Raw genomic sequence first — 12688 nt, forward strand, 5'->3', positions numbered from 1 at the left:
TCACCGTTTCACGTCCTTGCCCGCCGGTGCGGCGGAGCCGTGCTCGCCCGCTCCACAAGCCGTGTCGACAACTCCGTCCGCGTCCCCTCCGGGTGCTCGCCGTCCATCATCCGCAGCAACAACCGCAACCCCGTTGCCGCCATCTCCGCCAGCGGCTGGCGCACGGTGGTGAGAGCGGGGGTGGTCCACCGGGACTCCGGCAGGTCGTCGAAACCGACCACGCTGACGTCATGCGGGATCCTCAACCCCCTTTCCGCCAAGGCCAGATAGGCGCCGAGGGCCATGCTGTCGGAGCAGACGAAGACGGCCGTCGGCGGTTCGGGCAGCTCGAGCAGCTCACGCATGCGCCGGTGCGCGACGGACTCGTCGAAGCCGCCGTTGCGCAGGTACTCGGGGCGGTACGCGATCCCTGCCGACGCCAGGGCCGAGCGGTAGCCGGCGACCCGGGCGCTGCTGCACATCTTTCGGCGTGGGCCGGCGATCACGGCGATTCGTTCGTGGCCGAGCGCCAGCAGGTGCTCGGTCGCCGTCACCCCGCCCTGCCAGTTCGCCGCACCCACCGACACCACCCCGGGCGGCGGCTCGACCACCGGGTCGATCAGCACGAACGGCGTACGGTGCTGCTCCAGCCAGGCGTACTGGGAGCCCGTCAACTCCGTCAGGTTGAACAGCACTCCGGCCGACCCGCGCGCGGTCAGCTTGTCCAACCAGCCGCGCTGCGGGCGGCCGACGCGGGTGCGGGACAGAGCGGCCGAGACGACCACGTCCAGACCCGCGTCGTGTGCCGCCTCCTCGACACCGTGCAGCACCGCGCCCGACCAGGAGCTGTCCAACGAGTGCACCACGAGGTCGATCAGCCGGGGCGGCTTGGTCGCGTCGAAGCGTGGTCTGCGCACGTAGCCCAGCCGGTCCAGCGCCTCCGTCACCCGGCGTCTGGTCTCGGGGGCGACATCCTCCCTGCCGTTGACCACCTTGGAGGCGGTCGGTACCGACACCCCCGCCTCGCGGGCCACGACCGCCAGGGTCGGCCCAGCCGTCACGCTCGCACTCGCACTTGCCGTGCGCACCATCGGGAACCCACCTCTCCGGCCCGCCCGAAGGCCGGCGAAAGTTCGACCAGCGCCCTTTCGGAGCCGTTGCGGAAACAGACAGCTCACAGAAAGCGCTTGCTATCCTAGGTGTGCCTCGGCGTGACGTGAAGACTCCGGAAAACGCGGGATCTTGAACGCCGGACTTTCGAAACTCCGGACGCATGGCGCGGTCCGGATGGCATCGGGCGCGCTGAAGCGGGACGGGCGCCCTGAAGCAGGGAGAGTGCGCCGGACCGGGTCGGGTGCGCCGAGTCGGCATACGTCAACAAGCCGGTGTCGGGGCTCCCGGTCGACACGGTGACTTCATGCCGGCACGCAGGTCAGCCGGAAGTCCCTGAAGTCGGCGGTGAAGGATGCGTCGACCAGGTCCCGGACGTGGATCCCGGCCAGGGTGCCGGTGAAGCGCAGCCGGTCGCCGTGGTCGTCCGACAGCCGTCCGGCGTCCAGTGCCGGACCGACCGGAACGCGTATCCCGTCGCGCACGTACCAGAACCGCGCCTCCGCCCCCGCGACCGTCACGCCCAGTGTGACCGGCGCATTCGCGTCGACGTCCACGACCGCCGCCTGCCGCGCACCTTTCTCGTCGCGCTCCACCAGACTGAGCACCGTCCGTCCCGCACCGCGCCACTGTTGACCGCGCTGCGGTTCGGCCGCGGGCTCCGCCCACGTCAGATCGAGGGAGAGGTACGCCTCCGCGTCATAGCGAACGATGAGCCCCGCGGCCTGGGTGAAGGTCGACGGCGCCGCCTGCACGGTGACTTGGGCGGTGGACCGGTGCTCGGTGAGGCGCTGGGCGAGCAGGCTCTGCGCCCAGCGCGACTCCGGACCGTGCCGCCCGCGCAGCCGGATCCAGCCGGGACGGGAGACGGGATCCGCCCAGGAGGGATCCGGCGGTTCGCGCAGCGTACTCCAGGGCCAGCCCAACACCTCCTGCGTATCGGCTGGTTGTGCGACCTCGCAGGGACTCGCGGGAACTTCGACTTCGACCGCCGGATGCCAACCACCTTGCCGCAGCCGCGGTCTGCCCTCCGTGTCCCAGGTAACCGCCTGGATCGCGGTTTCCCTGCCGAGGGTGCAGCGGAGGCCGTTGCCCGTGTCGAGGGGGCGGGCCGTGAGGTGACTCAGAAACCACTCGCCGTCCGGCGTTTCCACCAGCTCGGCGTGCCCCGCCTTCTGTAGCGGCAGCTGCGGGTCGTCGCGTGACGTGAGCAACGGGCGATCGTCGAGTGCGTAGGGCCCGGTGAGAGTGCGGCTGCGGGCCGTACGGACGCCGTGCTCGAAACCGGTTCCACCCTCGGCGACGACCAGGTGGTACCACCCACCATGGGCGAGCAACTTCGGCCCCTCGACGAGCCGTTCGTGCTGGAGAAGCAGGTGGGTGACGCCGCGCGGGGCGAGCGTGTCGCGGTCCAGTTCCGTCAGGACGATACCCGCGAAGCGCGCTCCGCCGGGGCGGTGGTCGTTCTGGAGGTTGAGCAGCCACAGACGGCCCTCCTCGTGGAAGAGGGCGGGGTCGAAGCCGTGACTCGCGACGCGGTGCGGCGGCGTCCACGGGCCGGCCACGTCCGTGGCTGTGGTGACGTAGGTGTCCTGGTCGAAGTACGGCGTGCCGACGGACCGTACGACCGTGTAGACCACCCAGAAACGCTCGCCGTCCCAGCTCAGCGACGGCGCCCAGATACCGCCCGAGTCGGGGACACCGGCCAACGTCCCGCCCGGAGGAGCACCTTGGACGTGGCCCGCGTACACCCAGTGCGCCAAGTCACGTGATCGGTGGATCGGGATCGTCGGGAACCATTCGAAGGAGCTGGTCGCCACGTAATACCAGTCGCCGACCCGGACCAGGGAAGGATCGGGCGCGAAACCGCGGATCACGGGATTGTGCAGGACGGTCACTTCAGCGCCCCCAGCGTGACCCCGGTCCGCCAGTAGCGACGCATCGCGACCATCATGATCGCCATCGGCACGATGGACAGCAGCGCGCCGGTCAGCACCAGGCTCGTGAGGTCGACACCGGATTCCAGCCGCTTGCCGCTCCAGTTGTAGAGGCCGATGTTGAGCGTCCAGTTCTCCTCACCGCGCAGCACGGTCAACGGCAGGAAGAAGGCGTTCCAGGTGTTGACGAAGGCCAGCAGAAACACGGTCGCGCCGCCCGTGGTCATCATGCGTAGCACGATGCTGACGAAGATGCGCAGTTCGCCCGCGCCGTCGAGGCGGGCCGCCTCGAGGAGTTCGAAGGGGATCGTCGCCTCGGTGTACACCTTGGCGAGATACACACTGAACGGATTGATCAGGCAGGGGATCAGCATCGCCCAGGGAGTGTCGACCAGACCGATCTCCGAGAACAGGAGATACAGCGGCAGTGTGAGCAGGGCGATCGGGATCAGGAACGATCCCACCACACAGGCGAACACCGCGGCGCGACCCGGAAAATCGAAGCGGGCCAGGCCGTAACCGGTTGCGAGCGCGATCAGGGTGCCGCCGAGCGAGCCGACACCTGCGTACAGCAGGGAGTTGGCTGTCCACCGTAGGAAGATGCCGTCCTCGTAGGTGAACAGCTGATGCAGGTTGTTCCACAGATGCATGCCCGAGAACCACAGGCCGTTGCTCTGATAGAGCCCGGTGCGGTCCTTGGTGGCGGCGACGATGAGCCACCACACCGGGAACAAGCTGTAAGCGCTTGCCAGGACCAGTCCCAGGAGGAGGAACCGTTGGCCGCCCTGCGAACGCACGGCGGGGTCGGGGTCCGTACGGCGGCGCACCGACGGCGTCGGGTTCTTCCGCGCGCGGTCTTCGGTGAGCGTCATCAGTCCGCCTCCCTCGAAGTCAGCCGGTAGAAGAGGAAGGAGGCGACGCCCAGGATCAGTGCGAGCAGTACCGACAGGGCCGCGGCGTAGTGGTAGTTGCCGGCGTTGAACGCCTGGTTGTAGATGATCATGATTGGGGTGAAGCTGTCGTTCACGGTCTGCGGAGTGACATTTCGAAACAGCGCGGGCTCATTGAAGATTTGCAGCATCTGGATGACCGAGAGGAGCCCGGTCAGCACCAACGCCCCGCGTACGTACGGCACTTTGATGCTGCGGGCGATCCGCACCTCCGAGGCGCCGTCCAATCGGGCGGCCTCGAACAGTTCACGCGGTACCGCTTGAAGCGCCGAGTAGATGATCACCATGTTGTAGCCGATGCCATGCCAGGTGAGCAGATTGCCGATGGACGGCCAGACCATGGACGGCGAGAAGAAGTTCCAGTCGGCGCCGAACAGCTTGCCCAGCGGCGTGAGCGGACCGACGTCCGGGCTGTAGAGATTGATCCACACGAGGGCGGCAACCACCCCGGGGATCATGTACGGGACCAGCAACAGGATCCGGAACCGGCTCGCCGCACGCGAGCTGAGTGCGTCCAGGAACAGCGCCAGCACCAGACTGACGAAGAGCATCACCGGTATCTGCACACAGGCGAACAGCACCACACGCAGGATGGAGCTGACGAACGCAGAATCCGTAAGGCCCTGTTGGTAGTTGTCCAGGCCGGAGAACCTCTCCGACGCGCCTCCGAGACCGAGCCCGGACTGCTGGGTGCGGAACAGCGACTGGTAGACGGCGTAGCCGATCGGCACCAGATACAGGAACACGAAGCCGAGCTGGAAGGGCAGCGTGAACGCGGCGCCCTTCCAGCGCAGGGAGTGAATCATCGGCTGCGCCTCAGCCCTCGACGCTGATGCCGCGGGACTTGAGGTCATTGACCGTCCACTCCTGCATATGCGCCAGCAGGTCGGTGACTTTCTGGTCCTTGTTCACGACCTTGGCCCAGCCGGCCTGCATCTCGGTGAACATCGCCGTCCAGTCCGGGCCGAAGGTCCAGTCGGTGGTAACCGTGTTCAGGCTGTCTTTCACTATCTGCTGGGCGGGTTCGTAGTTCGTGCCGAGCAGCTTGTCGGAGATCGCCTCGCCGACATAGACGTCGCTGTCGGCCAGCGCCGGCATCACACCGTTGCCCGTGGTCGGGCTCGCCATGGTCTTGACCGCGCCGGTGTCGGTGGACATCCACAACGCCGCCTCGGCTGCCTGTTGCCGGCTCTTGCACTGCTTGGTCACCAGGGTCAGACCGCCGCTCTGGTTGGTACCCGCGGGCGTCTTGGCCGCCCCGCCGGCGAACGTCGGCCAGGGCGAGAGAGCCCACTTGCCGAAGGACTTGCTGAAGTTCTGCACCATGCCGGCCATCTGCCAGGTGGATATCTGGCGGGTCGCGGTGCCGCCGTTGTCGTAGTTGCGCTGGACGGCGGCGTAGTCGGCGAAGGAAAGTGTGGAGTTGAGGTCGTTGTCGACGATTTCCTGGATCACCTTCGCGGCCTTGAGCGTGCCCTCGTCCTGGAAATTCACTTTCCAGGAGTTTCCGTCGATCGCGTACCAGTGGGCGCCGGCCTGCATGGCGAGCACCTCGAGGGTGCTGGGGTCCTCGCCGGCGTAGTTGGTGATCTTGACGCCGTGCTCCTTCAGCGCCTTGCCGACGGCTATGAAGTCGTCCCAGGTGGTGGGCGCCTTCAGGCCGTACTTGGTGAAGACGTCCGTGCGGTAGATGGTGAAGGCGGGCGCCGAACTGGTCGGCACTCCGTAGACCTTGCCCTGCACCTGTCCGGCAGCCCAGGAACCGGCGTTGAACTTGTCCTTGCTCGACTCGACGTACTGCGTGATGTCGGCAAGCGCACCCTGCGACACCCAACTGGTCACGTACTCGGCGGTGTTCTGCACGAGGCAGGGCGCGTTGCCCGCCTTCACCGCGTTGGTCAGCTGCTTCTGCATGGTCAACTGGTCGGTGACCTTGGTGTACTTCAGCTGGATGTCCTTGTGGGAGGCGTTGAACGCCTTGACGACCGCCTCCTGCCCGTTGGCCCAGCCCCAGAAGGGGAGGGTGACCGGGCCGGACGCCGAGGAGTCCCCGTCGCCCGACCCGCCGCAGGCGGAGAGAAGACCTGTCAGCGCGATACCCGCCACGGTGGCGCGGGCGAACCTTATCCGGGGGCTGGTGGAGTTCATCTGACCGTGATCCTTCGGAAGTAGGCGTCTCGGAACGAGAGAACAGCGGCTCGGAACTGGCCGGGAACGGCGGCTGGAAGGCCGGACGACGTCGGCGTAGCGGAAGTTGTAGAAACCGGTTGCTGCGACCGTAGGGCGAGGGATTCGGCTCTATCAAGGGGCGTGCAGGAAATTATTGCGCCGGTACGACGCGGTGGAGCGTCGTACCGCGTGACGGAGAGAGCCCGGGGCGCCTACATAGAAGCAGCTCAGGGGCGGTTGTCGGCGGTGTTCCGAGATCTGTGGCGGAGCCTCCGGAGAGGCCCGCACACCATGGAAGACGCTGGGAAAACGTTTACGAAAACAGATCGATGAGCAGGCCTCTGTCGACGCTGCGGCTCACCGACGCCGCTTCGGCGGCCGCACCGAGTCCCGTACGACGACGTGGGTGCCCAGGACCAGGTGCTCTGCGTCTCCGCTCTTGCGTCGGACGCCGCCCCCGGGACCCTGCCGACGGTCGGCCACCGCGCGCAGGGCGACCCGGCCCATTTCCTCGTAAGGCACGTGCACCGTGGTCAGTTGGGGGGTGAGCTGGGATGCCAGGGGGATGTCGTCGTAGCCGGTGACCGACACGTCGTCCGGCACCCGCAGACCTGCCCCGCGCAGTGCCTGCATGGCTCCCGCGGCGACGATGTCGGTGCCGGCGAGCACGGCAGTGAAGTCCGGCGTCTCGTGCAGAGCCGCCTGCACCGCGGTGTACCCATGCTCGTCGCCGTACGGACCGTGCCGCACCAGCCCCTGGTCGAACGGCACCCCGTATGCCTCGAAGGCCCGTCGGGCGCCCTTCAACCTGCCCTGGGCAGTGGTGAGTTCAGCCGGACCGGGCAGGACCAGGACCCGCCGGTGACCGGCCGAGAGCAGGTGGCTGGCCATGGCGTAGGCGCCGGACTCGTTGTCGTAGTCGATCGTGGTGGCCGGGACGTCCCCCTCCAGCGGTGGCCTGCCGACCAGGACCAGATGCGAGCCGGCCGCGTCCAGGGAACGGGCGAACCGGGCCATACGCAGCTGGTACTCGTCGTAGTCGTAGGCGCCGCCGAGCAGGACGACGGCGTCGACGCCCTGCTGGCGCATCAGATTGACGAGGGCGAGTTCGCGTTCGGGGTCGTCGCCCGTGGTGCCGACGATCGACAGCCAGCCGCGCAGCGTGGCTGCTCCCTCGACGCCCTTCGCCACATGGGCGAACGCGGCGCCGGTGATGTTGTTGATCAGTATCGCCACCGTCGGAGTACCACCACCGGCCAGGGAGCGGGCGTGCGCGTTGGTGACGTAGTCCAGGTCGCGGACGACCTTCATCACGCGGCGCCGCAGCTCCTCGGAGACCGGGTAGTTGCCCGACAATACGCGGGAAACGCTTGCCACGGACACACCCGCGCGTTCCGCCACATCCCGTATGGTCGCCCGGCCGGCGTCACCCGTCGTCCTGCGCTGACTCACGTTGCGGCTCCTTCACTGTTCGTGGGTGCCGACGAGAGCGCCTGGAGGCCACGGTCGCGGACCTCGCCATCGCCTGATCAAGGCACGGCATGGGCCCGGCCCCCCGTCGGTGCGGGAACCGTATCCCAATGGTCTGCCAGGTGGACCAGCCTGTGGATAACCCCGGCCATCGCCGTGGCCAGGGACGTCGGCAATGGGGCGGACCTGCGATCACGCCACCCGGGCCAGGTCGGCGTGGCGTACTTCGTGGGCGAGGGGCAGCCCGTCGGCCAGCCGTTCCAGCTCCTCGACGACGATGCGGCCGAGCCTTTCCAGCTCGTTTCCGAGGGAGCCGGCGATGTGCGGGGTGAGGAACACGTTCGGCAATCGATAGAGAGGAGAGCCCGCCGGCAGCGGTTCGGGTTCGGTGACGTCCAGGACGGCATGGAGTCGACCGGAGACCAGCTCGTCGGTGAGGGCGGAGTGGTCGACGAGGGCGCCCCGAGAGGTGTTGATCAGCACACCGCCGTCACGGACCAGGGCGAGGCGGGCGCGGTCGAGCATGTGGTGGGTCTCGGGGATGTCGGGCGCATGCAGGCTGACGATGTCGCTGTGTCGCAGAAGATCTTCCAGAGAGAACAGCTGCGCGCCGAGCTCGGCGGCCTCCGCCGCGTCCACGTACGGGTCGTGCAGGAGGACCTCGAAGTCGTACGGGCGCAACAGTTCCAGGAGGCGGCGCCCCACCCGCGAAGCGCCGATGACACCGATCCGGCGGCCGAGGTTGCCGGTGGTCGCGGTCTCGGCGGGGGTCGGCTGGGCGTGGGTGCGGCGGAAGCGCTCACGGTGGACGAAGGCGTCCTTCCCGGAGAGCAGGATCATCGCGAGGGTGTACTCGGCGACCGGGACGGCGTTGCCGGTCACCGCGCTGGAGACGGTCACCCCTCGGCCCCACAGGGCCTCTCCGACCAGGGAGCGCACGGAGCCCGCAGCGTGCAGGACCGTACGCAGCCGAGGTGTCGAGTCGAGGATGTCCGTATCGAGGCGGGGACAACCCCAGCCAGTGATCAGGATCTCGGCACCGGCCAGCGCCGACGCCGCGGCGGGATCGGTGAAATCCCTTACGACGAGCGCAGGGTCGATCTCGGCCGTCCGCCGTAGCCGAGCGATGAGCGGCGGGGGAAACAGCAGGGGAAGGTGCACCGGATCCATGGCGAACACGGCCCTGGGCAGCTGGGCGCTGGGCATGACTCTCCTGAGGTGCGTGGGAAACGTTTTCTGAAAACGTCTTCTACCGTAGATCTGGCGCAGAGGCGTGGTCAATCAGTCGGGGGATCGCCGGGCGGAAACCTTTCGGACGGCTACCGATCAACTTGCCCTTTCAGAAGGGTTGTTGAGGTGGCAATGAGGGCTGGTTTCATCGGACATGAGGGCAGGCGAAACCTGTTTCAGACTGGTGAGGTGCGCGGGGCGCGAGAGGTGTGAGGGGTGTGTGGGCTGGCTTGCGGTAGACGGGTGCGCTCACAACCGGTTGTCGCGGTCTCGTCGAAAGTGACGCACCAGGGCCGATCGTGGCAACGGCCTGGTTTGGCCGGCTGTCGTCAGGCCGTGCCTCGGGGCGGTCACTATGATCTGTGCAGGTCAGGAGGGTGATGTCCGCAGCCGACGTCGTAACCGTCCGCAGGCAGGGATGTGTCTGGGCCGTGCACAGAGTTTTCGAAAGTCTGCGGGGCCCCTTGACGGGCTATCGGGAGCGGAAGAAGCTCTGGCCACTCGGTCGTAGCAACCGGTTCCTACCTGTTACTACGACACCTTTCGCGACCGTAACGCTCGCGTCCACCGAGTCCGAAACGCTCACGCCCTCGAAACAGAAGCCGAGGCCCCCATGCGCTCACACGCCGGTACTCCTCCCAGTCGCCGACGCTTCCTCTCCCTGTTGGCCGGCGGCACAGGGGCCGGCGCGGCGGTGCTCAGCGGGTGTGCGTTGCAGGTGTCGAGTGGAGTGAGCGGACCGGGCGAGACCGTCACGTTGATGGTCAAGCCCGACGACATCTCCCCGGAACTGATCAAGCAGGCCCAGAGGGACATCGGTGTCAAGATCGTCGCCGTCAGGTATGACATCACCAAGCTGATCGGGATGATGACCAGCGGCAGTCCGCCCGACCTGGTGCGCGGTGTCGGTGCCGTGGACGCGCCGTACTTCGCGGCGCGGGACGTGATGGAGGAACTGGACCCGTATTTTGCCTCGAGCAGCGTCCTCAAGGTCGACGATCTGGACCCGGTCAACGACCTGTGGCGCTACGACGGCCGCACGCAGGGCATGGGCCCGCGCTATGGCATGGCCAAGGACTTCTCGCAGGATTCCATGTACTGGTACAACACCGCGCTCTTCGACAGGGCGGGCGTCGACCATCCACCGGAGACGGAGCCGGTGACGTACGAGCAGTGGCTGGAGAGCGCCAGGCGGCTCACGCAGCGGAAGAACGGCCAGACAACCGTTTTCGGCGGCAGTTACAACGGCGTCCTCACTCCCAACCTCCTCGCCAGCCTGACCGTGTCCGCCGGCGGCAGCCTTTTCAGTGATGACTTCTCCCGGGTCGACTTCACGACGCCCGAAGCCCGAAAGGCCCTGGGGTGGTACGTCGGCTACTGCGGGGCCAGGGTCGGGCCGAGCATCATCCAGCCGGACCCCAACGGCTGGGACGGTCCCACCTATCAGGCGAACCGTATGGCCATGTCGAACTCGGGCTACTGGCTCGGCGGGGTGATCAACGCCGACAGGAATCTGGCGCCGTTCTCCCGCCTTGCTCCGGCTCCGGTCTTCGAGGGCGGCGCGCGGGTCAGCCCCTGTCAGGCCGGCACCGGCCTGTGGATGCCGAAGAAGGCGCGGAACAAGGAGGCCGCCTGGCGGGTCTTCGAGTGGTTCTTCGGCGAGGCCCCGGCCAAGGAACGTGCCGCCAGTGGCTGGGGTATCCCCACGCTGAGATCTCTGAGACCGCTGATGCCCAGTCAAGAGCCGTACCAAGCAGAGGTATTACGAGTTCAGGAGGCCGAACTGAAGCACTTTTCGGTGATCGCCTTCACGCCGTACGCCACAGCGGACTCGCTCTACGGGCTCTTCAACCAGATCGCCCCGGCCGCGTTGCGCGGCCACATGACCGTCGACGCCCTCGCAGGACGTCTGAACTCGGTGATGAACGAGCAACTCAAGCGCGGTAAGGAGCAAGTGGGATGACGGTCGACCAGGTCTCCGCTGAGATCGACCGGTCGGCCGCACAAGCGGATGCCGACCGGGCCCGAGCCGCGGTTCGCCCGCGGACGTCCATGGCCGCGCGCAGGCACCGGGCGTTCTATCTCTTCACCTCCCCCTGGATCGTCGGGTTTCTGCTGCTGACCATCGTCCCGATGGCGTACGCACTGTGGCTGAGCTTCACCACGTTCGACGGCGTCTCCCCCCATTGGCGCTACGTCGGCCTCGGCAACTACCGCGAGTTGTTCGCCGACTCCCAGACCTGGGACGCGCTGGGCCGCACGGGCCTGTTCGCGGTGACCTCGGTTCCGCTGTCGATCACCGCCGGGCTCGGGCTCGCCGTCCTGGTAAACCGGCCGCTCAGGGCACGCGGACTCTTCCGCGTCCTCCTCTATCTGCCGGCTGTGGTGCCGCCTGTGGGTGCGGGCCTGGCCTTCAAGGCGCTCTTCGATCAGAACTCCGGTGCCGCCAACGGGGTGTTGACCCTGTTCGGCTTTGACGCCCTTGGTTGGCTCAACGATCCCTACGCCCGCTACGTACTGCTGATGACCGTGCTGTGGGGCGCCGGAAACATCATGATCATCTCGCTGGCCGGGCTCCAGGACGTACCCCGCGAACTTCACGAGGCGGCCCGCATCGACGGGGCGAGCGCCTGGCGGAGCTTCCGCAGCATCACCGTGCCGCTTCTTTCACCCGTGCTGCTCTTTCAGACGGTGACCGGTGTGATCGCCTCCGTGCAGACCATCATGCCGCTGCTGCTGTCACCGGACGGCACCACGCAGGGCGTCACCGCGATCTCCCAGTCCAACTACATGTACATGATGCACGTGTTCGCCGAATACTTCGCGCTCGGCCGCTACGGCTACGCCTCCGCACTGCTGTGGGTGCTCTTCGTCCTGATCCTCGGCGCGACCGGACTCATCTTCAAGTTCACGTCCGGCGTGGTCTTCTACAACGTCGACCCGGAGGCGAAGAAGTGACCGTCACCAGCCTGTCCACCGACTCCACCGCCGGGCCGTCGTCCACCTCCGCGCCCCGGGTACGGGTCCGCGCGAACCGCCTCGTTCTCTACACCGTTCTCGTAGCGATTACCGGGCTGTTCACCGGTCCCTTCGGCTGGCTCGTCCTGACCGGACTGAAGACGCCTGCCGAACTGGCCGCCTCGCCGGTCCACTGGCTGCCCGACCACTTTCAGTGGCACAACTTCGCCGACGCGTACCAGCTGATCGACTTCCTCGGCTATGCCCGCAACTCCCTCATCATCGCGACCCTCTACGCGACCCTCGTCACTCTCAGCTCCGCCTGGGTCGGCTTCGGCTTCGCCCGACTGGACGCACCCGGCAAGAAAACGCTGTTCGGCATCCTGGTCGGCTCGATGATGCTGCCCCAGCTCATCACCTTGCTGCCCACCTACCTGATCTTCGCCAAGCTCGGCATGGTCGACACCTACTGGCCCTGGGTGCTGTGGGGACTGGCCGCCACGCCCTACCTGGTCTTCCTCTTCAGGCAGTTCTTCGCCGGTCTGCCGCGTGAGTTGGAGGAGGCCGCGATCGTCGACGGCTGCGGTTACACCGGTGTCTTCTGGCGGATCTTCCTGCCGCAGTCCTGGCCGGTGCTCTCCGCCGGCTTTGTGATCGCCTTCACCTGGACCTGGGGCGACTACATCGCCCCGCAACTCCTGCTCTCCACCGACCGGTCCACGCTCGCCGTGGCCGTCATGTCCACCTACGTCAACGCGGCCGGCATACCCGTCACCAACCTCCAGGCCGCGGGCTCGGTGATGTACGTCGTGCCCATTCTGCTGGTTTTCCTCGTCGCTCAGCGCGGCTTCGTCGCCGGGATGGCGACCTCCGGCCTCAAGTAGT

General features: G+C 67.2%; 10 protein-coding genes. 3 read left to right on the forward strand and 7 right to left on the reverse strand.

Features of this window, described 5'->3' with window-relative positions:
- Window positions 1-8 precede the first annotated feature (8 nt).
- The 7 genes from G9272_RS34735 to G9272_RS34765 all read right to left on the reverse strand — a co-directional run bounded on the left by G9272_RS34735 (window position 9) and on the right by G9272_RS34765 (window position 8821).
- A complete protein-coding gene (locus tag G9272_RS34735) occupies window positions 9-1070 on the reverse strand; it encodes a LacI family DNA-binding transcriptional regulator (protein ID WP_171400185.1) in 1062 nt (353 codons plus the stop codon).
- Between the two features lie 324 nt (window positions 1071-1394).
- Window positions 1395-2987 (reverse strand): family 43 glycosylhydrolase, encoded by a 1593-nt coding sequence (locus G9272_RS34740; RefSeq protein WP_171400186.1) that lies wholly within the window; start codon window positions 2985-2987, stop codon window positions 1395-1397.
- A complete protein-coding gene (locus G9272_RS34745; RefSeq protein WP_171400187.1) occupies window positions 2984-3898 on the reverse strand; it encodes a carbohydrate ABC transporter permease in 915 nt (304 codons plus the stop codon). Before G9272_RS34745 ends, G9272_RS34740 begins: the two co-directional genes overlap by 4 nt.
- Entirely contained in the window at window positions 3898-4782 is an 885-nt protein-coding gene (locus G9272_RS34750) for a carbohydrate ABC transporter permease (RefSeq protein WP_171400188.1), read from the reverse strand. The genes G9272_RS34745 and G9272_RS34750 overlap by 1 nt, the downstream gene beginning before the upstream one ends.
- Window positions 4783-4792: 10 nt before the next feature.
- On the reverse strand, window positions 4793-6124 hold the full coding sequence (locus G9272_RS34755; RefSeq protein ID WP_171400189.1) for an ABC transporter substrate-binding protein: 1332 nt from the start codon (window positions 6122-6124) through the stop codon (window positions 4793-4795).
- 378 nt (window positions 6125-6502) lie between these two features.
- Window positions 6503-7597, reverse strand: a complete 1095-nt coding sequence (locus G9272_RS34760; RefSeq protein WP_171400190.1) for a LacI family DNA-binding transcriptional regulator — start codon at window positions 7595-7597, stop codon at window positions 6503-6505.
- A gap of 210 nt (window positions 7598-7807) precedes the next feature.
- Window positions 7808-8821: a hydroxyacid dehydrogenase gene (locus tag G9272_RS34765; RefSeq protein ID WP_171400191.1), complete on the reverse strand. Its 1014-nt coding sequence runs from the start codon at window positions 8819-8821 to the stop codon at window positions 7808-7810.
- 637 nt (window positions 8822-9458) lie between these two features.
- Between G9272_RS34765 and G9272_RS34770 the strand changes: the two genes are divergently transcribed.
- Genes G9272_RS34770 through G9272_RS34780 form a run of 3 tightly spaced genes read left to right on the forward strand, consistent with a single transcriptional unit; the run spans window position 9459 to window position 12687 of the window.
- The gene (locus tag G9272_RS34770) at window positions 9459-10808 is read left to right on the forward strand and encodes an extracellular solute-binding protein (protein WP_171400192.1); all 1350 of its coding nucleotides are present in this window, start codon (window positions 9459-9461) and stop codon (window positions 10806-10808) included.
- Entirely contained in the window at window positions 10805-11803 is a 999-nt protein-coding gene (locus G9272_RS34775) for a carbohydrate ABC transporter permease (protein ID WP_171400193.1), read from the forward strand. Before G9272_RS34770 ends, G9272_RS34775 begins: the two co-directional genes overlap by 4 nt.
- Window positions 11800-12687: a carbohydrate ABC transporter permease gene (locus G9272_RS34780; RefSeq protein WP_171400194.1), complete on the forward strand. Its 888-nt coding sequence runs from the start codon at window positions 11800-11802 to the stop codon at window positions 12685-12687. Before G9272_RS34775 ends, G9272_RS34780 begins: the two co-directional genes overlap by 4 nt.
- Window position 12688: the final 1 nt, after the last annotated feature.

It is taken from the genome of Streptomyces asoensis (assembly GCF_013085465.1).
GTDB lineage: Bacteria > Actinomycetota > Actinomycetes > Streptomycetales > Streptomycetaceae > Streptomyces > Streptomyces cacaoi_A.